Annotated in this window: 31 protein-coding genes; 11 read left to right on the top strand and 20 right to left on the bottom strand. The window is 39.7% G+C overall.

The genetic code is table 11. The annotated features are described in order from the left end of the window. Window positions 1–22: 22 nt before the first annotated feature. Window positions 23–370: a hypothetical protein gene (locus tag V7L95_RS15640; RefSeq protein ID WP_008343786.1), complete on the top strand. Its 348-nt coding sequence runs from the start codon at window positions 23–25 to the stop codon at window positions 368–370. A 29-nt stretch (window positions 371–399) separates the two neighbouring features. Next, the gene (locus tag V7L95_RS15635) at window positions 400–525 is read left to right on the top strand and encodes a hypothetical protein (protein WP_008343787.1); all 126 of its coding nucleotides are present in this window, start codon (window positions 400–402) and stop codon (window positions 523–525) included. A gap of 53 nt (window positions 526–578) precedes the next feature. On the opposite strand, the gene parC is transcribed toward V7L95_RS15635, so the two are convergent. From parC to V7L95_RS15620, 3 genes are all read right to left on the bottom strand, one after another. Further along, window positions 579–3,020, bottom strand: coding sequence for a DNA topoisomerase IV subunit A (parC, locus tag V7L95_RS15630; RefSeq protein WP_008343788.1), 2,442 nt, complete (start codon window positions 3,018–3,020; stop codon window positions 579–581). A gap of 2 nt (window positions 3,021–3,022) precedes the next feature. Then, window positions 3,023–4,990, bottom strand: coding sequence for a DNA topoisomerase IV subunit B (gene parE / locus V7L95_RS15625; protein ID WP_340967168.1), 1,968 nt, complete (start codon window positions 4,988–4,990; stop codon window positions 3,023–3,025). A 416-nt stretch (window positions 4,991–5,406) separates the two neighbouring features. After that, the gene (locus V7L95_RS15620) at window positions 5,407–5,820 is read right to left on the bottom strand and encodes a CoA-binding protein (protein WP_017359577.1); all 414 of its coding nucleotides are present in this window, start codon (window positions 5,818–5,820) and stop codon (window positions 5,407–5,409) included. A gap of 154 nt (window positions 5,821–5,974) precedes the next feature. Between V7L95_RS15620 and plsY the strand changes: the two genes are divergently transcribed. Together plsY and V7L95_RS15610 are read left to right on the top strand one after the other, a co-directional pair. After that, a complete protein-coding gene (plsY, locus tag V7L95_RS15615; RefSeq protein ID WP_019744131.1) occupies window positions 5,975–6,556 on the top strand; it encodes a glycerol-3-phosphate 1-O-acyltransferase PlsY in 582 nt (193 codons plus the stop codon). Between the two features lie 96 nt (window positions 6,557–6,652). Next, complete coding sequence (locus V7L95_RS15610; protein ID WP_008343795.1) at window positions 6,653–6,940, top strand: HesB/YadR/YfhF family protein; 288 nt, start codon at window positions 6,653–6,655, stop codon at window positions 6,938–6,940. Window positions 6,941–6,981: 41 nt separating this feature from the next. On the opposite strand, the gene V7L95_RS15605 is transcribed toward V7L95_RS15610, so the two are convergent. The 7 genes from V7L95_RS15605 to acnA form a co-directional block, all read right to left on the bottom strand. Continuing rightward, window positions 6,982–7,290 (bottom strand): hypothetical protein, encoded by a 309-nt coding sequence (locus V7L95_RS15605; RefSeq protein WP_008343798.1) that lies wholly within the window; start codon window positions 7,288–7,290, stop codon window positions 6,982–6,984. Window positions 7,291–7,293: 3 nt separating this feature from the next. Then, a complete protein-coding gene (locus V7L95_RS15600; protein WP_008343800.1) occupies window positions 7,294–7,716 on the bottom strand; it encodes a thioesterase family protein in 423 nt (140 codons plus the stop codon). Between the two features lie 103 nt (window positions 7,717–7,819). Then, a complete protein-coding gene (gene tlp / locus V7L95_RS15595; RefSeq protein ID WP_017359579.1) occupies window positions 7,820–8,062 on the bottom strand; it encodes a small acid-soluble spore protein Tlp in 243 nt (80 codons plus the stop codon). Between the two features lie 15 nt (window positions 8,063–8,077). After that, the gene (locus V7L95_RS15590) at window positions 8,078–8,221 is read right to left on the bottom strand and encodes an acid-soluble spore protein N (protein WP_008357830.1); all 144 of its coding nucleotides are present in this window, start codon (window positions 8,219–8,221) and stop codon (window positions 8,078–8,080) included. Between the two features lie 51 nt (window positions 8,222–8,272). Next, window positions 8,273–8,398, bottom strand: coding sequence for an FbpB family small basic protein (locus V7L95_RS15585; protein WP_003211002.1), 126 nt, complete (start codon window positions 8,396–8,398; stop codon window positions 8,273–8,275). Between the two features lie 76 nt (window positions 8,399–8,474). Continuing rightward, a complete protein-coding gene (locus V7L95_RS15580; RefSeq protein ID WP_052320282.1) occupies window positions 8,475–8,978 on the bottom strand; it encodes a TlpA disulfide reductase family protein in 504 nt (167 codons plus the stop codon). A 66-nt stretch (window positions 8,979–9,044) separates the two neighbouring features. Beyond that, window positions 9,045–11,774, bottom strand: coding sequence for an aconitate hydratase AcnA (acnA, locus tag V7L95_RS15575; protein WP_008343808.1), 2,730 nt, complete (start codon window positions 11,772–11,774; stop codon window positions 9,045–9,047). Between the two features lie 220 nt (window positions 11,775–11,994). Between acnA and sspO the strand changes: the two genes are divergently transcribed. The 4 genes from sspO (at window position 11,995) to V7L95_RS15555 (ending at window position 13,486) form a co-directional block, all read left to right on the top strand. Beyond that, window positions 11,995–12,141, top strand: a complete 147-nt coding sequence (gene sspO, locus V7L95_RS15570) for a small acid-soluble spore protein O (RefSeq protein ID WP_017359581.1) — start codon at window positions 11,995–11,997, stop codon at window positions 12,139–12,141. 17 nt (window positions 12,142–12,158) lie between these two features. Beyond that, the gene (locus V7L95_RS15565; protein ID WP_003211331.1) at window positions 12,159–12,305 is read left to right on the top strand and encodes a small acid-soluble spore protein P; all 147 of its coding nucleotides are present in this window, start codon (window positions 12,159–12,161) and stop codon (window positions 12,303–12,305) included. A 102-nt stretch (window positions 12,306–12,407) separates the two neighbouring features. Further along, window positions 12,408–12,797, top strand: coding sequence for an Hsp20/alpha crystallin family protein (locus V7L95_RS15560; protein ID WP_017359582.1), 390 nt, complete (start codon window positions 12,408–12,410; stop codon window positions 12,795–12,797). A gap of 260 nt (window positions 12,798–13,057) precedes the next feature. After that, window positions 13,058–13,486 carry a DUF2621 domain-containing protein gene (locus V7L95_RS15555; RefSeq protein WP_007499335.1) on the top strand — a complete coding sequence of 143 codons (429 nt, stop codon included), beginning with the start codon at window positions 13,058–13,060 and terminating at the stop codon, window positions 13,484–13,486. A 21-nt stretch (window positions 13,487–13,507) separates the two neighbouring features. Here V7L95_RS15555 and V7L95_RS15550 read toward each other — a convergent pair whose 3' ends face one another. After that, the gene (locus tag V7L95_RS15550; RefSeq protein WP_007499337.1) at window positions 13,508–13,990 is read right to left on the bottom strand and encodes a CcdC protein domain-containing protein; all 483 of its coding nucleotides are present in this window, start codon (window positions 13,988–13,990) and stop codon (window positions 13,508–13,510) included. Between the two features lie 94 nt (window positions 13,991–14,084). Then, window positions 14,085–14,792 (bottom strand): cytochrome c biogenesis protein CcdA, encoded by a 708-nt coding sequence (locus V7L95_RS15545; RefSeq protein WP_008343813.1) that lies wholly within the window; start codon window positions 14,790–14,792, stop codon window positions 14,085–14,087. Between the two features lie 214 nt (window positions 14,793–15,006). Here V7L95_RS15545 and V7L95_RS15540 point away from each other — a divergent pair, with 214 nt between their 5' ends. Continuing rightward, window positions 15,007–15,174: an aspartyl-phosphate phosphatase Spo0E family protein gene (locus tag V7L95_RS15540; RefSeq protein ID WP_008343814.1), complete on the top strand. Its 168-nt coding sequence runs from the start codon at window positions 15,007–15,009 to the stop codon at window positions 15,172–15,174. 268 nt (window positions 15,175–15,442) lie between these two features. Here V7L95_RS15540 and V7L95_RS15535 read toward each other — a convergent pair whose 3' ends face one another. From V7L95_RS15535 to yneA, 6 genes are all read right to left on the bottom strand, one after another. Then, window positions 15,443–15,661 carry a YneF family protein gene (locus V7L95_RS15535; protein WP_003212379.1) on the bottom strand — a complete coding sequence of 73 codons (219 nt, stop codon included), beginning with the start codon at window positions 15,659–15,661 and terminating at the stop codon, window positions 15,443–15,445. An 84-nt stretch (window positions 15,662–15,745) separates the two neighbouring features. Beyond that, window positions 15,746–16,192: a sporulation inhibitor of replication protein SirA gene (gene sirA, locus V7L95_RS15530; protein ID WP_007499339.1), complete on the bottom strand. Its 447-nt coding sequence runs from the start codon at window positions 16,190–16,192 to the stop codon at window positions 15,746–15,748. A 198-nt stretch (window positions 16,193–16,390) separates the two neighbouring features. After that, window positions 16,391–18,394 (bottom strand): transketolase, encoded by a 2,004-nt coding sequence (tkt, locus tag V7L95_RS15525; RefSeq protein ID WP_008343815.1) that lies wholly within the window; start codon window positions 18,392–18,394, stop codon window positions 16,391–16,393. 188 nt (window positions 18,395–18,582) lie between these two features. Then, window positions 18,583–18,813 carry a DUF896 domain-containing protein gene (locus V7L95_RS15520; RefSeq protein WP_008343816.1) on the bottom strand — a complete coding sequence of 77 codons (231 nt, stop codon included), beginning with the start codon at window positions 18,811–18,813 and terminating at the stop codon, window positions 18,583–18,585. A gap of 69 nt (window positions 18,814–18,882) precedes the next feature. Next, a complete protein-coding gene (locus tag V7L95_RS15515; protein WP_017359583.1) occupies window positions 18,883–19,530 on the bottom strand; it encodes a recombinase family protein in 648 nt (215 codons plus the stop codon). Between the two features lie 17 nt (window positions 19,531–19,547). After that, window positions 19,548–19,859 (bottom strand): cell division suppressor protein YneA, encoded by a 312-nt coding sequence (yneA, locus tag V7L95_RS15510; protein ID WP_007499348.1) that lies wholly within the window; start codon window positions 19,857–19,859, stop codon window positions 19,548–19,550. A gap of 159 nt (window positions 19,860–20,018) precedes the next feature. Here yneA and lexA point away from each other — a divergent pair, with 159 nt between their 5' ends. Next, window positions 20,019–20,639, top strand: a complete 621-nt coding sequence (gene lexA / locus V7L95_RS15505) for a transcriptional repressor LexA (RefSeq protein ID WP_007499350.1) — start codon at window positions 20,019–20,021, stop codon at window positions 20,637–20,639. Between the two features lie 47 nt (window positions 20,640–20,686). On the opposite strand, the gene V7L95_RS15500 is transcribed toward lexA, so the two are convergent. After that, window positions 20,687–21,130: a hypothetical protein gene (locus tag V7L95_RS15500; protein ID WP_008343821.1), complete on the bottom strand. Its 444-nt coding sequence runs from the start codon at window positions 21,128–21,130 to the stop codon at window positions 20,687–20,689. A gap of 296 nt (window positions 21,131–21,426) precedes the next feature. Between V7L95_RS15500 and V7L95_RS15495 the strand changes: the two genes are divergently transcribed. Then, window positions 21,427–21,969 (top strand): IseA DL-endopeptidase inhibitor family protein, encoded by a 543-nt coding sequence (locus tag V7L95_RS15495; protein WP_008343822.1) that lies wholly within the window; start codon window positions 21,427–21,429, stop codon window positions 21,967–21,969. A gap of 34 nt (window positions 21,970–22,003) precedes the next feature. Here the strand turns inward: V7L95_RS15495 and V7L95_RS15490 are convergent, their stop codons facing one another. Beyond that, the gene (locus V7L95_RS15490) at window positions 22,004–22,852 is read right to left on the bottom strand and encodes an STAS domain-containing protein (protein WP_008343823.1); all 849 of its coding nucleotides are present in this window, start codon (window positions 22,850–22,852) and stop codon (window positions 22,004–22,006) included. Window positions 22,853–22,895 lie beyond the last annotated feature (43 nt).

Genomic DNA, 22,895 nt, shown 5'->3' with positions numbered 1-22,895 from the left:
TAAACAGGAAGGGGTGAGAAAAATGAAAAAAAATATGCTGTTAAAATTAGCAGTCTTATTCATAGCACTTGCAAGTTTTCATTTGTTCTCAATGCCTCATTCCGTTCAGGTATACCATCATGCAAAGGTGGTTGCTGATCAAGAATCACATGAAATGAAAATCGTTCAGACAGCAGGCGATGAAAAGAAACAAAAACATGTGAACGCAGTATTTGCGGCATTTACAGCACTGCTAGTCATTGGCAGTATGGCAGCTGGATTTGCACGCATCACTTATACTGATCGATTTGACCGGAAAAAGAAGCATTTACTTGCAGTGTTCTACCAGTCTTCGAATTTCCGAGTAGCTCGTGTTAACCCAACCATTTAAATCAAACAAAAATTGGGAGGTTTTACACGATGTTATTTTTCTTAAGAGTATTCATTCTAGGTCTGTTCTCTGTCACTTCACTTTCTCTTTTCGTTTACCAAGGAATTGAAGTAGTGCATGCCATCACAAGCATGTTTGGCAATCACGAGAGTTAAATTGACCTCATCATAAAAAACCCCCTGCCTTACGCAGGGGGTTTTCATTTTGCTTATTTATTGTCATCTTGGTCAGATGCAGCAGGTGATAAAAGAACTTGAGTTACTTCTCCCTGCTCTTCCTCATCTAAAATAAACGATCCATTGCTATAACGATCATTTGCCCTTAGTGTGGAAATATCGAGCGGGATCGTGGCACCCTTTTCCGTATCAATCTCAAGTGTATCGTGTAGTGAAGCAGCAATCACAGCAACAATTCTGTGAGGGTTTTTCTTTAATTCTCTTAGCATGATCACTCCACGTTTTGCTCTTGATGTCTTATCAAATTCAGAGAGGTTCATCCGCTTCACAGCACCTCTTTGTGTCGTGAGAACAAGCACATTGTTCTTCGGATCAATCATTTGTCCAGAGACCACCTCGTCTCCGTCCTTCAAATTGATGCCTTTCACACCAGCCGCTCTCGGACCGACCACACTCACTTCTTCTTCATCAAACCATAATCCATAGCCATTTTTCGTTGCAATAAACAATTCTTGCTGACCTGTTGTGACATGAACATCTACAAGTTCATCATCACCTTTTAAATTCAAGGCGACAAGCGGTTTTGAATAACGCTGCGCTTTATATTGGAGAAGCTCTGTTTTCTTCACCATACCGCCTTTTGTGAAGAACAGGAGATACGATGATTCATCGAATTCTTTAATTGGGATCGCTTTTTGAATGGATTCATCGCGATCAATCGAAATAATATTCGTAATATGCTGCCCCATGTCTTTCCAGCGTATATCTGGCAGCTGATGAACTGGACAGTAAATATAGCTCCCTTTATTCGTAAAGAGCAGAAGAACATCTGTTGTATTCATTTCAAACTGGTGAATCAGTCGGTCTGTATCCTTCATACCGAAGTCCTTACCGTTTGATGCAGCATAGGAACGCTGGCTTGTCCGTTTGATGTATCCATCCTTTGTGACTGTGACGTACACGTCTTCTGATGCGATCATCACTTCAAGGTTAATCTTAATTTCTTCAATTTTTTCCTCAATGACAGATCGTCTTTCATCAGCATACGTCTTTTTCAACTTCTTCAAGTTGTTCGTAATGACTTTAAACAGCTTTTTCTCATTCGCTAAAATGTCTTCAAGTTCTGCAATTCGCACGTCAAGCTCTCTTGCTTCGTCTCTTAGTTGGGTGATATCTGTATTTGTTAAACGATATAACTGGAGAGAAACGATCGCTTCTGATTGTGCTTCTGTAAAATCATATTTCTCCATCAAATTGTTTTTCGCATCACGCTTATCATTAGACGAACGGATCGTCGCAATGACTTCATCTAAAATGGAAAGAGCTTTAATTAACCCATCTACAATATGATGACGTTCTTTTGCTTTTCGAAGCTCGTATGCTGAGCGGTTCGTCACCACTTCTTTTTGATGAGCAATGTAAGCGTCTAGTACAGTTGTAAGCGTCATTAAAGTCGGTCTTCTGTTATGTATCGCGACCATATTAAAGTTATATGGGATTTGCAGATCAGAATTTTTATATAAGAAATTCAAGACACCATTCGCATCTGCTTCTTTTTTCAGCTCTACAACAATCCGAAGGCCGGTACGATCCGTCTCATCCCGAACTTCTGAAATTCCTTCTACTTTTCTTTCAATGCGGAACTCGTCCATCTTTTTGACAAGATTGGCCTTATTCACTTCATAAGGAATTTCTGTGATCACGATTTGCTGGCGTCCACCACGAATGGTTTCAATCTCCGCTTTTCCGCGAATCATAATCTTTCCTTTTCCTGTTTCATATGCCTTCTTAATACCATCCACACCTTGAATGATCCCGCCTGTTGGGAAATCTGGCCCTTTGATGACTGTCATTAAATCCTCAACCGTACAATGCGGCTGTTCGATTCGCTTAATCACGCCATCAATCACTTCTCCTAGATGGTGCGGCGGAATATCAGTCGCATAACCGGCTGAAATCCCTGTTGAACCGTTCACAAGAAGGTTGGGAAACATCGCTGGTAAGACAACAGGCTCTTTGCTTGTATCATCAAAGTTCGCGACAAATTCGACTGTCTCCTTGTCGAGGTCCTTTAAAAGCTCTGATGCAATGGCAGAAAGCCTTGCTTCAGTATAACGCATGGCAGCAGGAGGATCTCCGTCGATACTCCCGTTATTTCCATGCATCTCAATCAGCACATTTCGCACTTTCCAATCCTGGCTCATTCTCACCATTGCTTCATAAACAGATGAATCACCATGCGGATGATAGTTACCAATGACGTTACCGACTGTTTTGGCAGCTTTACGGAAGTTTTTATCTTGTGTATTTCCTTCTGCATACATCGCATATAAAATTCTTCGTTGTACAGGCTTTAATCCATCACGTGCATCTGGAAGTGCACGATCTTGGATAATATATTTACTATAGCGACCAAAACGGTCCCCAATCACTTCTTCTAACGGTAAATCATGAAATCGTTCTTGTTGTGCCATGTTTAAACCTCCTCAGCTAGCGACAAGTTTTCATTTTCAAGAATGTTGCTTTCCTCATCAAGTCCAAAGGCGACATTCTTTTCAATCCATTTACGGCGTGGTTCTACTTTGTCACCCATCAGTGTCGTGACGCGGCGTTCCACCCGTGCAGCATCATCGATCTTCACCCTGACAAGCGTTCTCGACTCTGGATTCATTGTCGTTTCCCATAGCTGGTCGGCATTCATTTCACCTAAACCTTTATAGCGCTGAATCGTATATCCTTTTCCAACTTTCTTTAGTACGTCATCCATTTCTTCATCAGACCAAGCATATTCAATGACTTCTTTCTTCCCTGAGCCTTTGCTAACTTTATATAAAGGCGGAAGGGCAATGAATACTTTGCCATGCTCAATCAGCGGCTTCATATAGCGGTAGAAGAATGTAAGCAATAGAACCTGAATATGCGCGCCATCTGTATCAGCATCTGTCATAATGACAATTTTGTCATAATTGATGTCTTCTACATTAAAATCGACACCAACCCCGCCGCCAACAGCATGGATAATGGTGTTGATTTCTTCGTTTTTGAAAATGTCCGCAAGCTTTGCTTTCTCTGTATTAATGACCTTCCCTCGAAGCGGCAGCACCGCTTGGAATTTCCGATCACGTCCTTGCTTAGCTGATCCACCTGCTGAGTCACCCTCTACTAGATACAGTTCGTTTCTTGCCGGGTTTCTAGATTGAGCAGGTGTTAATTTTCCGCTGAGTGTTGCTTCAGATTTTTTCCGTTTCTTGCCGCTCCTTGCTTCTTCTCTTGCTTTTCTAGCCGCTTCTCTTGCCTGCTGCGCTTTAATCGCTTTTTTCACAAGCAGTGTCGCCGTTTCGCGGTTTTCTTCAAGAAAATAAGCCAATTTTTCAGAAATCACGGCATCAACAGCTGACCTTGCCTCACTCGTTCCAAGCTTTCCTTTTGTTTGCCCTTCAAATTGAAGAAGTTCTTCAGGAATTCTCACAGAAATAACAGCTGACAGGCCTTCACGAATATCCGTACCTTCTAAATTTTTGTCTTTTTCTTTTAAAAGGGTCACTTTGCGTGCATATTCATTAAAGGCTCTCGTCATGGCCGTTTTTGCACCAGACTCATGCGTACCGCCATCTTTGGTTCTTACGTTATTGACGAACGACAAAATATTTTCTGAATATCCGTCGTTAAATTGAAAGGCAAAATCGACTTCAATGGACTGATGTTCGCCTTCAAACGAAACGACTTCACTAAGTACATCCTTTTCCTCGTTTAAATAAGCAACGAACGCTTCAATACCTGTCTCATAATAAAAGGTTTCCTGCACATCATGGCGCTCATCAATCAGCTCTATTTTTAGCCCTTTTAATAAAAAGGCTGATTCTCTTAAACGCTCTGATAATATATCAAAATTATAGGTGGTGACACTGAACATCGTTGGATCTGGCTTAAAATGAATCAGTGTACCGGTCTTTTTCGTTTTCCCGATTTTTTCAAGTGATGTGACTGGCTTTCCGCCATGTTCAAAGCGCTGGTGATAAATAAATCCATCGCGTTCTATCGTCACGGTGAGCCACTCTGAAAGTGCGTTCACAACGGACGCCCCAACCCCGTGAAGTCCACCACTTGTTTTATAACCACCTTGACCAAATTTTCCGCCTGCGTGCAGGACAGTTAAAATGATCTCAGGTGTCGGTTTTCCAAGCTTATGCATACCAGTAGGCATTCCGCGCCCTTTATCTTGGACGGAAATGCTGTTATCTTTATGTATTTTGACAATGATATGATCTCCATGGCCAGCGAGCACTTCATCGACAGAGTTGTCTACAATCTCATAGACAAGGTGATGAAGACCGCGGGAATCCGTCGATCCAATATACATCCCTGGACGTTTACGGACCGCTTCAAGCCCCTCTAGCACCTGAATAGAATCATCGTTATAATCTACTTGCTGCTTTTTAACCAAATGCTTAATCCCCTTTCACTAACAAACATAACCGGCTAATCATCAATGATCTCTCTAGATTTTAATGATGATCATGCTGCTCATTACTGTCCACTTTAATAAGCTGCATCATCACCATGCATGTGTGATTCAGCGATACATGCTCTTTTGCACGGTTATGAATCATGTTCTACATTTTGCAATCAGAACTAGAAGTCCATTATAAACAAGACTGTTTCATAAGCCAAATGCAATCATATGATGGTTTTAGCAAAACAGAACAAATGTTCTATATTTATCTTATCGCTCTTTTTCTCGATATGCAAGGTCACCGATAGGTCCCTGTCGCCTTATTTTATCGCTTTCTTCTAGAATCGCAAATATATTTCTGCAACAAAAAAGCAAAAATCCTTGAAAAACCAAGGATTTTTGACGATTTAATGAGTTTTTGTCATCGCATGAGCCACTTTGATACATAAATCCATGATGGCGACCTTGCCATTTTCCTCAATCAGCCTTTTTGCCTCTTCATGATATACGCCTTGCTGCGCCCAAAAAACAGGTGCGTCTATTTCAAGAAATTCTTTCGCCACCTCAGGCAAAAACTCAGAACGTCTAAAGACATTGACGATATCAACAGGCCCTTCTATGTCTTTTAAAGAGTCGACCGCTTTTACCCCAAGTGCTTCATCAATCGTTGGATTGACAGGAATGATGTCATAACCGGCATCTTGCATGGCTTTTGAAACCATATAGGACGTTCGGTGCGGCTGATCTGACAAACCAACAACCGCAATTCGCTTACTGCTTTTTAATATACGCCCAATTTCTTGTTTTGAAGGATGATTCATCCAGACACTCCTTTTCTTCTATTTTAGCGAATTTCTTGTTAAAAACAAAGCTGAATTCATCGGCCATCGTTTTTTTCAAAAAAAGATCGCCATGTTTTTCATAAGATCATGTTAAAATGTAAGACAAGAGGGAGAATATAAAGGAGTTATGCAGATGTTAATTGCTTTGATGTTTATTTTGGCTTATCTTCTCGGCAGTATTCCATCAGGTCTCATTGTCGGGAAAGCTGCAAAGGGAATCGATATCCGTGAACATGGCAGCGGGAACCTAGGTGCGACGAATGCATTCCGTACGCTAGGTGTGAAAGCAGGGTCCATCGTTATCACTGCTGATATTTTAAAAGGGACTCTTGCTTCGGCTTTACCGTTTTTCATGCAACTGGACATTCATCCCTTATTAGCAGGAGTTGCTGCTGTTATCGGTCACAGCTTTCCTGTCTTTGCAAAATTTAAAGGGGGAAAAGCGGTCGCTACATCAGGCGGCGTGCTGTTATTTTATGCCCCGTTCTTATTTATCACGATGATCGCTGCTTTTTTCTTATTTTTATACATTAGTAAATATGTTTCATTATCATCTATGCTGACTGGGATCTACACATTCATTTACAGCATATTCACCCAAGACGTATTTTTAATTATTGTTGTTGCTGTTCTTGCTGGCTTTGTGATCTTCAGACACATCGCCAACCTCAAACGAATTCTCAACAAAACTGAACCGAAAATCAAATGGCTTTAGCCGTTTCATCAATTTAAATATGTGGTAAAAGTAAAGAAAAGCTGTTTTTGCATCCTGCATTTAAAAACAGCATGACTTCAAAAAGGGGCGATCACATTGAAATTAACGATAAAAGATGATGCACTCAATTGGTACAAGAATGAACTGGATTTAGAAAAAGGTGATCATGTTCGCTTTTTTGTCAGATATGGCGGGTGCAGTAATGTACAAAAAGGCTTTTCTCTCGGCGTCGCAAAAGATGAACCTCAAAATGCCGGCGCAACCGCTGAAGTAGAAGGCATTACTTTCTTCGTGGAAGAAAGTGATATTTGGTATTTTGACAACCATGATCTGCATATTGATTATAACGAGTCCGTGAAAGAACCAGAATTTCATTATGAATAAACAAAAAAGATACCTCATCCCTCGGGTATCTTTTTTGTTTATCACTCAATATAAAGTCCATACTCCTGAATGTTTCCTAACGACCGCTCTTTTTGTAAAATCCGTTTTTGCGAATCACCGATGAGATCAAAATGAGGAAAACCTTCGCGAACATGGATCCATTCTTTCTTTAATCCATGCTTTTGTCCCCAAGCGATTAATTGCTCCATATCCTGACAGGCTGCCTTTGTGACTGTATTCGCATGCGGAAAACGGTCATCAAGCCAATAGTGTGTCAAAAAAGCCACATTCCCTTGCCGAACAGCTGATTTCCAAGCATGTAGATCCTTTCTTTTAATTCCAAATGCCATGGATCAAACCTGCTTCTTGGACTGTTCGTAAACGCTGTGCCATGCAGGGAAAGCTTTTCTAAATTGAATCGGTCTAAAGGTTTCTTTGTCCACACAAATATGTGAGGTGGTCCCTGTAATAGCCGTTTGTCCATCAGGTTTTTGTATTTCATAGCCATACACTGTTTTCACGCCGTTATATTCTTCTATCCATGTGTGAACTGTAGCCGTTTCACCGTACAGTAGTGGTTTCTTATATTGAACCTGAAGATCGACAACAGGTGCAAGGACACCGTCTGCCTCTAACTGGGCATAGGAAAAGCCTAATTCTTTAATTAACGCTGTTCTGCCGACTTCCATCCAGATTAAATAGTTGGCATGATACACAATACCCATTTGATCTGTTTCTGCATAACGGACTTCTATTTCTTTTTTAGATACATACACGTTTTCATCGCTCTCCTATCAAAACCTAACGTCTCTGACATTTTACCACATTCCAAATGGTTCTTCTAAAAAGAGGCAATAAAATAAACCAGGAATCCCTGGTTTATTCAGTGTAACCGCTCTTTCTTGCTGCTTCCTCGTCCTTTATTTCAGAACGCATTGCGTCAATACTTGTTCTACGGTTTTCATTTTTTTGCTTGATCATCTGCTTTTCTTCCTCTGTTGAAAGACCCATTGCTGCTTCAGATTCATCAATATTTTCAAGTGTGTTTTCGATCATATCCTGCAGCTTCTCAACATTGTCAGAACGATCATCTGGATTGGATTGATATGACTTGTCATTCATCATGCTTCCCTCCTATTATTCGCCCTTCGTCTGTATCACATCAGGCTGTTCATTCGATTTATTATGCATCTTTTTGCCTTTATTTCGTTTGTATGCTACAGGTTTTGTCCCTAAATGGTCTGGTGTAAACTGCGCTTGTTTATCATGCTCTCTACCCATCATTCATCCCTCCCTCTTCTTTAGGATGAACGAAAAAGGTCAAAACATAACTTATTTCTGTCTAAATCGCTCTTCCAACTTTTCTTCAAGCTGGTTTAAAAATTCCTCATTGCTTAATAATTCTTTTTTATTTTCAAGCACAAGTTCTTCAAATGTACGGCGCTTTCTTCTTCTCATGTCTATCACCACCTCCACTCTGTTCATACCATTTTCGCCAAAACATTTAGAAAATAAGCAAAAAAGAGCTGAATCATTATAGATCCAGCTCTTTTTCAATTTCTTTTTTTGTGAGCATTTGATGCTTTACAGTCAGGATACGCCCTTTTTCATCTAGTATGTATGTCGTCGGATAGGAAAGTACCTGATATCTCGCTTGAATACCTTTTTGATCTAATAAAACAGGAAAACTGACCTTAAGTTCATCAATAAAAGAGGCGACGTGATCCACACTCTTTTCAGTGTTCGTCAAATTCACCGCTAGTACCTCAACTTGCTCATTTTCACTTCTAATTGCGTCTAGATCTGGCATTTCTGTTCGGCAAGGCTTACACCATGTCGCCCAAAAATTGAGGAGTACTTTTTTCCCTCGATAATCAGATAACGATGCCGTTTTGCCATCAAGGGTTTTGAGCTCAAAATCAGGGGCTTTGTCCCCTATTTCAAGGCCGATGGCAGGTTCTTTTGGTCCGAATACATTCCATGCAAGTAAACCAATCAACACAAGTAAAACAGCGCTTGCCATTCCTTTTTTCCACATGATTGATCCTCCACTATGTTAAAAAAGAAGAGAAAGCTGTCTAAGCGCCTTCTCTTCTTTGCTTTATTAGTTGCTTGCCAATTTTTCACGCAATACCATTTGAAGGATACCACCATGACGGTAGTAGTCAATTTCGACTTCACTGTCAAAGCGAACAATTACTTCAAATGTTTTCTCGTTGCCATCTGTATCAATTGCTTTTACAGTGACAAGATCACGCGGACGAACTGTTTCATCAACATCTACTTCGAATGTTTCTGTTCCTGTTAGTCCATAAGTTTCTGCACTTTCTCCATCTTTAAACTGTAAAGGAAGTACACCCATGAAGACAAGGTTACTTCTGTGGATACGCTCAAAGCTTTCCGCTAGAACGAATTTAATTCCAAGAAGATTTGTTCCTTTTGCAGCCCAGTCACGAGAAGAACCCATTCCGTAATCTTTACCTGCTAAGATCGCAAGACCAGTTCCATCTTCTTTATAACGCATGCATGCATCATAAATCGATGTCACTTCACCAGTTGGCCAGTACGTTGTATACCCGCCTTCTGTTCCTGGTGCGATTTGGTTCTTAATGCGGATGTTTGCAAAAGTACCTCTCATCATAACATGGTGGTTACCACGGCGAGATCCGTATGAGTTAAAGTCTCTAGGCGATACGCCTCTTTCTTGCAAGTATTTACCTGCAGGTGTGTCTTTACCAATCGCTCCAGCAGGAGAAATATGGTCTGTTGTGACAGAATCACCGAACTTCGCCACTACGCGCAATCCTTTAAGTGGTTCAACTTTACCAGGTTCAACTGATAAGTTTTCAAAAAATGGCGGGTTATCAATGTATGTGGAATTTTCATCCCATTTATACAATGCATCATCCGTCGTTTTAATTTCATTCCAGCGGTCATTGTTGTCAAAAACAGTTTCATACTCTGAACGGAATAGCTCAGGTGTGACAGTGCTTTTCACGACGCTGTTGATTTCATCCATTGATGGCCAAATGTCATTGAAATAAACGTTCTCGCCATTTTTATCGACACCGATCGGATCTTTTGTTAAATCAATATTCACCGTACCAGCAAGTGCATAAGCCACAACTAATGGTGGAGATGCAAGGTAGTTTCCTTTTACAAGCGGGTGGATACGACCTTCGAAGTTACGGTTACCTGATAAAACAGAAGTGATCAGCAGATCATTTTCAGAGACAGCATCTTCAATTTCTTTTTCAAGCGGTCCGGAGTTTCCGATACATGTTGTACAGCCATACCCAACAATGTTAAATCCGAGGTCTCTTAAATATGGAAGAAGTCCCGAATTCACAAGGTACCCTGTTACAACTTTAGAACCCGGTGCTAGTGACGTTTTCACGTAATTTGGCACCTTCATACCGAGCTCACTTGCTTTTTTCGCAACAAGACCTGCTCCGATTAAGACGTATGGGTTCGATGTATTCGTACAGCTCGTAATCGCTGCAATCGCAATCGCACCTGTCTTCATCACAGCCTTTTCACCATTTGCTAGATCAAATTCGATTTGTTTATCCAGCTCTGATTTTTCTAAGCCAAAACCTTGGTTACCAGCTGGGCTTTCGATGTGTTTATGGAACGTCTCTTTCATTTGAGAAAGTGGAATCAAATCTTGTGGACGTTTAGGACCAGATAAGTTTGATTCAATTTGAGAAAGATCAATTTCCACAACATCAGTAAAGATTGGCTCCTCTGCATCTGGCGTATAGAATAAGCCATTTGCGCGAGAATATTCTTCAACGATATTAATTTGCTCTTCATCACGTCCAGTAAGGCGAAGGTAAGCTAGCGCTTCTTCATCTACTGGGAAGAATCCGCAAGTTGCACCGTATTCTGGCGCCATGTTCGCAATTGTTGCACGATCTGCTAACGGCAATTGTGCAACACCAGGTCCGAAGAACTCGACGAACTTGTTCACTACGCCTTTTTCACGAAGAACTTGTGTCACTTTTAAGGCAAGGTCAGTTGCAGTCGTTCCGTTTGGAAGCTCTCCAACTAATTTAGCACCAATGACTTCTGGTACTGGGAAGTATGAAGGCTGACCGAGCATTCCAGCTTCTGCTTCGATACCGCCAACGCCCCATCCAAGTACACCGATACCGTTAATCATTGTTGTATGTGAGTCAGTACCAACTAATGTATCTGGGTAAGTGATGATCTCGCCATCTTCTTCGATTGCATGAACAACACTTGCAAGATACTCTAAGTTCACTTGGTGAACGATCCCTGTTGCAGGCGGAACAGCTTGATAATTGTTAAACGCTTTCTTTGCCCAGCTAAGGAAATTATAACGCTCTGCGTTACGTTCGAATTCTAAATCCATGTTAATGTTTAATGCATCTTCAGTTCCAGCTTTATCGACTTGTACAGAGTGGTCAATGACTAGGTCAACTGGAATTTCAGGGTTGATTTTATCTGGGTCTCCGCCCACATCTGCCATTGCTTTTCTTAAAGAAGCAAGGTCAACGACAGCTGGCACACCCGTGAAGTCTTGTAAAATAACACGAGAAGGTTTAAATGGAACATCAATTTCTTTTACCTCGGCAGTTCCCCATTTTGCCAAGTTTTCAACGTGTTCCTTCTTGATCACTCTACCGTCTACTTGGCGAAGCACTGATTCTAACAGTACCTTAATGGAATAAGGCAATTTAGAAACATTTCCGATTCCTTGTTTCTCGAGTGCTTCTAACGAATAATAGTGATACGTTTTCCCATTTGTCGAAAACGTTTTTCTAGATTGAAAAGCGTCTTGTTTAGCGACTTGCTGCTGTTTCGACATGTCCAAAATCCCCCTTTTGATGATCAAGATCAATTTCAATTCTCAGAAAAATCGTCGTATTTCACCACAATTTTCTCACAATTTCATCTTAAAACAAATTCATACATAAGTAAATAACAATGCTTTTATTAAATTCAATAAGTTTAGCTTATCACAAGGAAATGATTACTCCTCATAAACTGAGCAGCACGGGTTCATACTAATGCTGAGGTGATAGAACATGACAAAAAGAAAAGCAAATCATGTCATTGACGGCATGAACGCAGCCAAAAGCCAAGGAAATGGTGCAGGCTATATAGAAAATGATCAGCTCGTTTTAACAGAAGAACAAAAGCAAAACAATAAAAAGCGTAAAAAAAACCAATAAGAAAGGAGTGAGAAATGATGACGAACAAGAACACTGGGAAAGACATACGTCAAAACTCTCCTAAAGAGCATCAAGGCGGGCAGCCTGAGCCACTATCAGGCAGTAAAAAAGTGAAAAACCGCAACCATACAAGACAAAAGCACAATTCACATCATGATATGTAAACATTTTCTCTTAAGCCCGTGACCAAACGGGATGTTTTAGGTCTTTCACACATTTCAGCTTTCATCATATGATTTATTATGAGATGTGATGGAGGAGTGTTTATGGAGAATGAAAAGCAAGTGAATTCCTCTGATTTTCTTGAAATAGATGATTGGCTGAGTGTATTAATGGATGATCCTTTTGCATGGTATGACGAACAACTCCCAATAGATCTTTACGAAACAAGCCGTGATTATATTATTGAGATCGACCTCTCCACCCTATCGATCACTGATTTAAAACTGACCTTTTCCGGATGTGAGCTCATCCTCGCTTATTTGATTGATGAAAGAGAACAGCCGATTGAAAAAAGTGTCATGCTCCCTTTTTATTTGAATGACAAAGACATTGATACAGATTACGAAAACAGAATCATATCAATAAAAATCAAAAAGGAAGCCCATCGTCAAGACGGAGCATTTTCCTTTCAAATGCCGCACTTCAAACATTAAGAGCCCACCTGTATACAGGTGGGCTCTCTTCCGTTCGTTTCAAGTCAATACCTTGTGCGAACCACCATGGCCAAATAGTAGAGTCGCTATACAATAATGTATTCCTTTTCTACTAAATGGTTTGGGTCATTCTAGTAAATGGGCGTCTCTTTATCAAAAAAGGCATTTATAGAGAAAAAAACACATAGATTTTTGTTATTTTCTTCTACCTTCTCTTCATGTAAAATAGAATAGAGAGAAGGGATATAGGGAGTGAGAACATGTTAAGCGGCTGGTTTTTGTGGTTCATTTTATTTTGGGGTACAGTGATGATTGGATTACTAGCAATCGGTGGCTTTTTTATGTTTCGCAAGTTTTTAAAACGATTGCCGAAAGAAGACGGGAAATCAGAGCTTGATTGGCAGGATGAATATATTCAAAAGAGCCTGCACCTATGGCGCGATGAAGACAAACAGCTATTAAATGAGCTAGTATTACCGGTTCCAGAGTTGTTTAGAGATGTCGCCAAAGAAAAAATCGCCGGTAAAATTGGCGAACTGGCACTAAAAGAACAAGCGGCCAGCATTAATTTAGACTTAATCATTCGCGGCTATATTATCGCTACACCGAAGCGGGATCATAAATTTCTACTAAAGCGCCTTCAAGAAAAAAAGATCGACCATTCACCATATGAATCTTTATTAAAATAACCTCCTTTTTAAAAAGGAGGTTTAATTTATTTGGGCCTGCTGCAGATCTAATTGTTTAGACATCTTTCTAAACGACAAATACATCGCAACCCGCCATGGGACAATCATGCCAAAGGCTAGAATCCAAAACATCCCGCTGAGCGCACCATAATCAATGGAAGAGCTTAAAATCGTCTTCATTCCGATACGAAGGACAAGAAGGCCAATGAGAATAAACACAAATGCTTTTGAACGTTTCAAATAGATTTCATTGCCTCTAATTTCAAATTTCGATGTTTTAATTAAAAAGATAGAGAAAAACATCCCTACAGTAATCGCCTCTAAAAATTCAGCTCCAGTTACTTGAAACATTGGCACAAAAAACATCAGTGCACCAGTGCTCATAAAGATAGGAGGTAATATAATTTTTTTCGCGGTTGCAGGTTTTGCAGATGATTTAATGCGAATAAACATGACGGCTACCGCCATACATACCGCCACTATAGAAGAAATTATGATCATCATATCAAATCATTCCTTTATTCTTTAAGGTCAGTCTATGTATAATATACTCCAATTGACGAAAAAAAACCATTCGCCGCGACTGTAGAAAACGATTTCAAAAACCCGTAAATCCTCCAAATAATGATGAGAACATAATAATGATCCATGTCAGAAGATCAAAGAACAGCAAGATCCCTACTACGATCATAATAATCCCGCCAGTTTTCATGATGAGCTGCTGACGCTTTCTGATCCAAGCCATTTTTGTGATGAAAAAGGAAAGAACAAAAAACGGGATAGCAAAACCTAATACATACGCAATCATGTAGGTCACAGCGGACTCTGGCTTGTTGCTGGCAAGTGTGATGACAGCTGATAAAATCGGGCCGGTACATGGTGTCCAACCAGCAGCAAAACCCATTCCGATGAGAATCGATCCAAAAAAACCGGCTGGACGATTTTTAAACTGCAACCTCTTTTCTCCCATTAAAAAAGAAGGCTGAAATACACCAAGAATCATAAAGCCAAAGAAAATAATGAGAATAGCACCAATTTGACGAATCGCATCTTGATATTCAATGAAAAACTTCCCAACAAACGATGTCCCAAATCCAATGGCAATAAAAATGAGAGAGAACCCAATTAAAAAGAATAATGTATGAAGAAGACTTCTTCTTCTCAGCATCACCTTCTCAGATTTCACTTCATCTATACTAACGCCCGTAATATAGGATAAAAAGGCTGGATAAAGTGGCAGACAGCACGGTGAGATAAAAGATAGAAACCCTGCTCCAAAAGCTAAAAAGTAATTCAAATCTGACAAAAGAACACCCCCTTCTTACAATATACAATAAGAGATGACAAATTCATTTCATTTTTTTTACATCATCTCAATAAAGATGGTCTAATCTCTTAAAACCTTATATAATTTAATTTGACATCAAGATACCAAACCCTTTAAATTTGAAAATAAACCTTAAAATGGATATAATAGAATCGATTCTTTTTATCAAGATTTGCATGAAAGGAACATGACTTTGGTAAAAACATCATTATTAACTCAAATTGAAGAAAAAAGAGAAGAGCTGATGAAAGTTGTCTTGCATAATGGGATGACATCAACAGTGACCATCGAACATAGCCAGCAGCTAGATCATCTCCTCTTACAATATCAACGACACTTACACTCAAACTCAGCCAACTAATGATATCTCAAGATAGAAACAAATGCCGCACGATTTTAGAAAAGTTGATATGTGTGACAATAAAAGAAACGAAAACCTCTGCTCACAGGGGTTTTTTGTTTTGTCTTTAACGGACGGTTCACGGCAAAATAAAAACCACTTTCCCTGCTTTATTCATGCAAGTACAGTGGTTTTATGCGTCTGATGAAGGTGACTTCAATAAAGAAAGGACAACGCTTGTCCAATCTTTAGGGACCATGTTCCATCTATGATCATAATAACGTACGTATTATTTCGCTTGGTTGTTCATGGCTTTCATCATTTGATTGATTTTCTTTTGGGACGGTTTCATGCCCATTTGCATCATCATCATTCGAAGCATTTGTTCATTAATTGGTGGATTCTTTTTCAAGTAGCTCATCATATACTTACGAGCAATAAAGAATCCGAGTGCAACTCCTGCAAGCAGTGCAACAACGCCTACAAGGATGACAACCCATAAATCCATAATTCTTCCTCCTTCATGTTGTCTCGTATAAAGTGTACTAAACAAAAGGCTATTATACAACATTTCACGTTCAATTTTATTTTTTTAAACAAAATTCCTCACTTTTACCGGATTGAGCCACCCGTGCTTCTTTGATCCAAAGTCCATAGCCAGGAAACAAGGACTAATTTTTCTGAGTACTTCAAAAAACACCGCTTCTGCCTCATAACTGCCTGTGGCAGACATTTGAATGTAACGGTCTTTTATAATGAATGCGGCTGTGCCTTTTCCATCTGGCAGCGATGCACTGTATATTGAGCCTATTTGTGTATAGTGAATGTTGGTTAAATTGTTCATTAAACGCTGGTGCATATGAAAAGCAGGGATTCGTTTCGTTACATAATCCACTTGCTTAACAAGCATGACTAATTCGTCATCACTGCGGTTCGTCCAGTGTAACGATTCAAACAAATGAAACAAAATAGATTCTCTACCAAAATAATGATGAGCAAACTCATCCTCAATCCAATAAATATAATAATGGCGTTCCATGTCTATCCCTTCCTTTCACATTTCGTCAATCTCGCTTATTGCTTGTATTATACAAAAATGTGAAAGAAAGAATTGTCTATATATGAAGCAAGAAGAAACTAGTTTTGTCAAAAAAACAAGAAAAAAGAAAAAAGTTTGCAGAGCATAGTGAAAAGCTCTGCAAACCGACTGCAAAAAAGCATGATGCTTGGAGACTGATTATTTATTCAGCTTTGCTTTTACGCGGCTCACCACGTTGCTGACAGTGAAACCGTATTTTTCAATAATGGTTTCGCCTGGTGCAGAAGCGCCAAATTTATCAATCGCAATCACATCGCCATCAAGGCCAGTGTAACGTTCCCAGCCAAGTGAAGCACCCATTTCGATTGCAACACGTGCTCTCACTGCTTTAGGAAGAACGGACTCTTTGTATTCGTCTGACTGCTCATCAAAGCGATCCCATGCAGGTAAGCTCACGACAGAAACGCGAATGCCTTCTTTTTCAAGTGCTTTTTGTGCTTCAATGGCTAAACCTACTTCAGATCCTGAAGCAAGTAGAAGAGCTTCTGGCTGTGCATCAGCTGCTTCAACGACGACATATCCACCTTTTTCTACGCCTTCATACGCCTTCTCTGGTGCTTGATCAATCGTTGGAAGGTTTTGACGAGTAAGAACAAGCGCTGTCGGTTTATTCGTTGAAGATACAGCAATTTTCCATGCTGCAGCTGTTTCATTTCCATCAGCTGGACGAATAACAGAAAGGTTAGGCATCGCACGTAATGAAGCGAGCTGTTCAACTGGCTCATGCGTTGGTCCATCTTCCCCAACCGCAATGCTGTCATGCGTAAATACATAAGTGACAGGAAGTCCCATTAATGCAGCAAGACGAATGGCAGGTCTTAAGTAGTCTGAGAAAACAAAGAATGTTCCACCGAATACACGAAGTCCGCCGTGAAGTGCCATACCGTTTAATGCTGCACCCATTGCGAATTCTCTCACACCAAACCAAATGTTTCTGCCAGCATAATTCTCTCTACCAAAGTCATTTGTATCTTTGATTGTTGTTTTATTTGATCCAGCAAGGTCAGCAGACCCACCAATAAAGAATGGTACTTGCTTTGCAATGCCATTTAATACTTCTCCAGAAGAAGCACGAGAGGCAAGGCTTGAACCTGCTTCATAAACAGGAACTTCTTGATCCCAATTCTCAGGAAGTTTTCCTTCAATCGCGAGCTTCAGCTGAGCTGCCAGTTCTGGATATTCTTTTTCATATTGCTCAAACAGTTCATTCCACGCTGATTCTTTTTTCTGTCCAGCGTCTTTAACAGCTGTTTTGAAATGATCGTACACTTCAGAAGGTACATGGAAATCTTCTTCAAACGTCCAAGAATAAGCTTCCTTCGTTAGCTTCGCTTCCTCACTGCCAAGCGGTGCACCGTGCACCCCAGACGTTCCCGCACGGTTTGGAGAACCGAAACCGATTGTCGTCTTCACTTCAATAAGTGTAGGTTTGTCTGTACTTTGTTTGGCTTTTTCAATGGCAGCCGTCACTTCTTCAATGTTATTGCCGTCTTTTACATAAAGAACTTCCCAATTCATCGCTTCAAAACGATTCTTCACATTTTCAGAGAAAGAACGATCAAGGTCGCCATCTAAAGAAATGTCGTTTGAATCATAAAGAACAATTAAACGGCCTAAGCCTAAATGACCAGCAAGTGAAGCAGCTTCAGAGGAAATGCCCTCCATTAAGTCTCCATCTCCGCAAATGCTGTATGTATAGTGATCCACAACATTAAAATTGTCTTTGTTATACGTTTCTGCAAGATGTCTTTCTGCAAGTGCCATTCCAACAGCCATTGCAATCCCTTGTCCTAAAGGACCTGTTGTCGCATCTACGCCCTCTGTATGTCCAAACTCAGGATGTCCAGGTGTTTTGCTTCCCCATTGGCGGAATTGTTTTAAATCTTCGATGCTCAGATTGTATCCGCTTAAATGAAGCATGCTATATAAAAGCATAGAGCCATGTCCCGCAGATAACACAAAACGGTCTCTGTTAAACCAATTTGGATTTTGCGGACTTACGTTTAAGTGATTCGTCCATAAAGCGTATGCCATTGGTGCAGCGCCCATCGGCATTCCAGGGTGACCGGAATTCGCTTTTTCAATTGCGTCTATGGAGAGAGTACGTATTGTTGCAATAGATTTCAATTCAATCGTTTCCATATAAATCCCCTTCCGTATCTTGTGTACACCATTATCATAAATCTACTGTCCTTTTTTCACAACTATTTCACGCCGAAAAAGAAGGATTTTGTCACATTTAGTTTATCGATCACCTAAAAACTTATGCAAATATGAAAAAAGATGAGAATATTCCTCCCATCTTTTCAAAAATAAAGAAATGATGACCTTTAATGAAGATTCTGGTCTCTTTCTCTTTTTAATTTTTCTGGTGTGACATCGTTTCCTTCTGGATCGACGATTTTCACGGTTTTGAGTGTATTTTTCATAGAAGAACGAAAAGCCTTTAAATATTCCTCTCTTAATTGCTTCTGTTCTGTTTTCTCAGCGTCCGACAAACCGGCCTCTTTCGACTTTTTTGAAAGCTCATTGATTCTTGCAAGCTGTTCTTTAGAAATCATGACAAACTCCTTTAAAACATTTTCTCTACATACTACTAAATATCAGTCATTTTTACAACAAATCACGCTTTAAGTCGCAAGCCCTTTTTCATATTCTTGGTACCTTCTATGGACGGTTGCTTTTGAAATGTCAAAACCAAGTGCCTGCAATGTCACTGCAATTTCAGCAAATGTCATGTTGTTTTTTCTTAATCGAACAATTTCAGAAATTGGTACTTCAATACGTTCGCGGCCAGGCGCCTGTTCTTGGTGTTTTAAATTCAGTTCGGGTTGATACCCTCGCTCAACAGCTTTTTTCATCCCACGCTTAATTTTCAAATTATGAATTTTCCGCTGATACTCTTCTACAACGCCTACAATTTCAATGACCATCTCGTCTGCTTCTGAAAGCTCAAGCTCTCCTCTATGAAATACGCTGTACACCTTGACTTTTTCTTTAAACAGACAATGGAGAAGAGCGATTTTCGCCTGCCCTCTTCCAAGGCGTGTCTCATCTTGAATGAGAACAGCATCGATTTCTTCCTCTTTCAGCGCAGCCAGCATGTCAAAAACACCGTCACGATCAAGATCGTATCCACTCGCTTTTTCTTTAATCACTTTGACTACATTCATCTTGTGCGCTGCGGCTAAAGCAAGCAGTTCTTCTTCTTGTCTTTTAAGCGAGGTTTCTTGCTCTTCTTTGGCAGTACTTACTCTCGCATAAATGATTGCATTCATGTCTTCAATCGACCTTTCTACTGTACTGTTGCAAGTTGATATACGACTGGATGCTCTTTTTTAACTGGAATGACAAGGATATCTCCAGGCTGGATGTCAGTTGAAGCGAGATCATTGTGTTCAGTTACCCAGTCAATAAAAGCATTTTTATCGATTGATTTACTGTCGTTTACTTGGTCAGCTAATCCCCAAAGAGTATCACCTGATTGAACCTCTATTTTAACATATTGATTTGGATCATTATGGCTAGTGACTGCAATAAGTGAGAGAAATATGCCAACGATGAATGAGAATAGCCCAATAAAAATAATAGATTCCTTTAACCTCATAATGTCATCTCTCCTAATAGAATGTGTGTTCGTTCTTTCTGTCACTCATTATAAATACGAACAAACGTTTCTGTCAAACGTTTTTTTCGAACCTATGTTTGTACTGTTAGGAAAAACATGCTATAATTTCTTTAAAATTGACGTTTTGAGGTGCAAAAGATGACGAAGCTATCAAAAAGACAACTCGATATCCTGAAATTCATAAAAGAAGAAGTAAAAAGCAAGGGTTATCCCCCATCCGTTCGTGAAATTGGCGAAGCTGTCGGTCTAGCATCAAGTTCAACTGTCCATGGACATTTAGCTAGACTAGAAACGAAAGGTTTAATTAGAAGAGACCCAACAAAACCTAGAGCGATCGAAGTACTAGATGAAGAGGAAATGAATATTCCAAAGAGCGCTGTAATGAATGTTCCAGTCATCGGAAAAGTCACAGCAGGCTTGCCTATCACGGCTGTTGAGAATGTAGAAGAATATTTCCCACTTCCAGAAACTTTTGCAGCGCCAGATGAACAAGTATTTATGCTTGAAATTATGGGAGAAAGTATGATTGATGCAGGTATTTTGGACAAAGACTACGTCATTGTGCGTCAGCAAAGCACTGCCAACAATGGAGATATCGTGGTGGCTATGACAGAAGAAGATGAAGCAACAGTGAAACGTTTTTATAAGGAAGATACACACTTTAGATTACAGCCCGAGAATCCATCAATGGAACCGATTATTTTACAGAATGTGAGTATACTAGGTAAAGTGATTGGCGTATTTAGAAATATTCATTAAAAAAAGCCGGTATTTCATCAACTGCTGATGAGAGCCGGCTTTGTCTTTTATGAACAAGAATATGCAAGAATACTGGAGCTTGGGAACGAGCCGAATGTAAAGTTCGGCCATATGAAACCTGTTGTACGGCCAAAAGGCTGCGACGAAAGAACATACATGAGAAATACTTGACCGTTTCTAAGGAACACAATGGTCCACCTTCTATTACATCCAGCTGCAAATTGAACCGTTTGCTGGCTTCCGCCTACACTCTGCCCTGCAATGAGCGGCTGCATACTTTGAGGCTGAGAGACTGCTTGTTGATATTGCGAGATGATATGCTGCGGCGGGGCTGGCGGGACCGATTGTCCTCCTGCACCTTGCCCTTGCCCAGTCCCTCCGAATGGCAAGCCGGGAAATCCTCCAACTTGAGAAATAGGAAACGCCGGCATGCTTTGTACCTGCCGATCGTACAAGTACCCATTCCACGTACCTTCATATGGATTATACATACTAAACACCACTTTCTTAGACATTCATCACGACAGTATATGTCATACATAAAAAAAGAGTGTTGAGGAGACAAATAGAAATCTTTCCAAAAGACGTTTTATTCTTCTTTAGAACGGTTAAATACTAATGAGGAAGAAAAAAATAAAAAAATGAAAACTTTTTGTCTCCCTCAAACGTTATATAGATAGAAAGAAAAGAAATAAAAAACATTTAGATTTAATACTTGTAATACCTCTGTAACTATTGTAACATTTGTAACATAAGAAGTTTTCATTGAGAAAAGGAGGCAATCGCCTTGAAAAAATTATTTGTTTTATTAACCGCTATTATGCTTATGATCTCATTACAAACAACAACACTGGCCGCTTCCAAAAAATCAGCCGCTTTGACAAATAAAGAAGCGTTACATATTGCCCTTGATGCAAGAGAACACTTTTGGAGTGCTATGTCAGGCTACAACATTAAAGAGCATTCAGATTACAAATTAAAATCATTTACTTATAAAGACATGACTTACAACTACCTGTCTAACACATTTGATACAAAGAAAAAACTAAACAGCTATCTATCTCAAGTGTTCACAAAAGATGCCATTACTCACGGTTTAAAAGACTATCAGTTCATCGTTCATAAAGGAAAAATGGCTGTGCCAGTTGGTGACGGAGACAATATGCTTAATTGGGATAAGGCAACACCTAAACTCGTCTCTAAGAAAAATACAATCCGCACATACGAATTCACAGTCCCAACACTTGATGGACGCAAAGTAAAACGTACTGTCACTTTCGAGAAAGTACAAAAGGATTGGAAAGTAACAAAAATTGACGCTGTGATCTAAATAAAAAACCAGGCCTAGTAAACGGCCTGGTTTTTTATATTGGTGAAAATTCAGTCATACGATCTAAAGCGTGAGCAAGTGATGAAGCCGTTTGAAATTCATTAAAAGGAAGTCCAAGCTGTACAGCCGTTTGAGCAATTTCTGGTCTAATACCTGAAATGGTCGTATCAACCCCGATTAACCGAAGTGACGTGACAAGATCAAAGATTTGATGTGCTACCATCGTATCAATGATGACGACACCCGATAAATCAATACATAAATGTTGAACACCTTTTTGCGAACACTGTTTTAATGTATTTTCTAAGATAATCTTTGCTCGCGCAGTGTCAATATCTCCAACTAAAGGCAATAAGGCAACATGACTTTTTAACACAATGACTGGGGAACTCAACTCATAAATCATGTCTCTTTGTGCAACGAGTTTTTTGGTGGTATTTTTCACATATTGCTGAATAAAGACATGAATTGAAATGTTAAATGCCTCAGATATCAAATCATACCAATAAAATATTCGGTCAATGTCAATATCACCTTGATGCTGTTTTATAAACTCTTTTAAGTAATGAAGAACTACTCTTTGATTGGACATATATTCTCTCACGACGTAATCTAATGGCGTGTTCAAGTGCTTCGGATCACTTGCTAAGTCTTCAGACCATTTTTTAAATTTCGTATGTAAATACGTCTTGTCTTCAATAAGTGCGCGTATAAAATGCTGATAATAATCTTGATTTTGCCGTTTTAGCTCTGCTATGATGCTGGAATCTGTTGAACGATAAATGGATTCTGGATCATCATCCTCAATTGATTCATACCATGTTTCAGTCAGTTTCTCTGCATGTTGCATGAAAAAATCGTATAATGCACGGTTCTTTTCCATAAGCATATGTCCCTTCACATTTTCTACTTGTCAGTCTTTGTAC

Origin of the sequence: Bacillus sp. PPSBB_11 (assembly GCF_038023285.1) — a bacterium.
Classification (GTDB): domain Bacteria; phylum Bacillota; class Bacilli; order Bacillales; family Bacillaceae; genus Bacillus; species Bacillus altitudinis.
The sequence above is the reverse complement of the archived record's forward strand: the minus strand, read 5'-3'. Positions and strand labels throughout refer to the sequence as shown.

Bases quoted from the DNA above. Each gene is read 5' to 3' on its own strand.
- acnA (WP_008343808.1), bottom strand. From the start codon at position 11,774: ATGTCGAAACAGCAGCAAGTCGCTAAACAAGACGCTTTTCAATCTAGA.
- V7L95_RS15560 (WP_017359582.1), top strand. From the start codon at position 12,408: ATGGAGAATGAAAAGCAAGTGAATTCCTCTGATTTTCTTGAAATAGAT.
- yneA (WP_007499348.1), bottom strand. From the start codon at position 19,859: ATGAGGTTAAAGGAATCTATTATTTTTATTGGGCTATTCTCATTCATC.
- V7L95_RS15520 (WP_008343816.1), bottom strand. From the start codon at position 18,813: ATGATTTCTAAAGAACAGCTTGCAAGAATCAATGAGCTTTCAAAAAAG.
- sspO (WP_017359581.1), top strand. From the start codon at position 11,995: ATGACAAAAAGAAAAGCAAATCATGTCATTGACGGCATGAACGCAGCC.
- V7L95_RS15585 (WP_003211002.1), bottom strand. From the start codon at position 8,398: ATGAGAAGAAGAAAGCGCCGTACATTTGAAGAACTTGTGCTTGAAAAT.
- V7L95_RS15555 (WP_007499335.1), top strand. From the start codon at position 13,058: ATGTTAAGCGGCTGGTTTTTGTGGTTCATTTTATTTTGGGGTACAGTG.
- V7L95_RS15515 (WP_017359583.1), bottom strand. From the start codon at position 19,530: ATGAATGCAATCATTTATGCGAGAGTAAGTACTGCCAAAGAAGAGCAA.
- V7L95_RS15565 (WP_003211331.1), top strand. From the start codon at position 12,159: ATGACGAACAAGAACACTGGGAAAGACATACGTCAAAACTCTCCTAAA.
- V7L95_RS15500 (WP_008343821.1), bottom strand. From the start codon at position 21,130: ATGTATAATCCATATGAAGGTACGTGGAATGGGTACTTGTACGATCGG.
- V7L95_RS15490 (WP_008343823.1), bottom strand. From the start codon at position 22,852: ATGGAAAAGAACCGTGCATTATACGATTTTTTCATGCAACATGCAGAG.
- V7L95_RS15535 (WP_003212379.1), bottom strand. From the start codon at position 15,661: ATGGATTTATGGGTTGTCATCCTTGTAGGCGTTGTTGCACTGCTTGCA.
- tlp (WP_017359579.1), bottom strand. From the start codon at position 8,062: ATGAATGACAAGTCATATCAATCCAATCCAGATGATCGTTCTGACAAT.
- sirA (WP_007499339.1), bottom strand. From the start codon at position 16,192: ATGGAACGCCATTATTATATTTATTGGATTGAGGATGAGTTTGCTCAT.
- V7L95_RS15620 (WP_017359577.1), bottom strand. From the start codon at position 5,820: ATGAATCATCCTTCAAAACAAGAAATTGGGCGTATATTAAAAAGCAGT.
- V7L95_RS15550 (WP_007499337.1), bottom strand. From the start codon at position 13,990: ATGATGATCATAATTTCTTCTATAGTGGCGGTATGTATGGCGGTAGCC.
- V7L95_RS15640 (WP_008343786.1), top strand. From the start codon at position 23: ATGAAAAAAAATATGCTGTTAAAATTAGCAGTCTTATTCATAGCACTT.
- V7L95_RS15605 (WP_008343798.1), bottom strand. From the start codon at position 7,290: ATGGCATTTGGAATTAAAAGAAAGGATCTACATGCTTGGAAATCAGCT.
- tkt (WP_008343815.1), bottom strand. From the start codon at position 18,394: ATGGAAACGATTGAATTGAAATCTATTGCAACAATACGTACTCTCTCC.
- V7L95_RS15590 (WP_008357830.1), bottom strand. From the start codon at position 8,221: ATGGGTAGAGAGCATGATAAACAAGCGCAGTTTACACCAGACCATTTA.
- V7L95_RS15580 (WP_052320282.1), bottom strand. From the start codon at position 8,978: ATGTGGAAAAAAGGAATGGCAAGCGCTGTTTTACTTGTGTTGATTGGT.
- plsY (WP_019744131.1), top strand. From the start codon at position 5,975: ATGTTAATTGCTTTGATGTTTATTTTGGCTTATCTTCTCGGCAGTATT.
- lexA (WP_007499350.1), top strand. From the start codon at position 20,019: ATGACGAAGCTATCAAAAAGACAACTCGATATCCTGAAATTCATAAAA.
- parC (WP_008343788.1), bottom strand. From the start codon at position 3,020: ATGGCACAACAAGAACGATTTCATGATTTACCGTTAGAAGAAGTGATT.
- V7L95_RS15635 (WP_008343787.1), top strand. From the start codon at position 400: ATGTTATTTTTCTTAAGAGTATTCATTCTAGGTCTGTTCTCTGTCACT.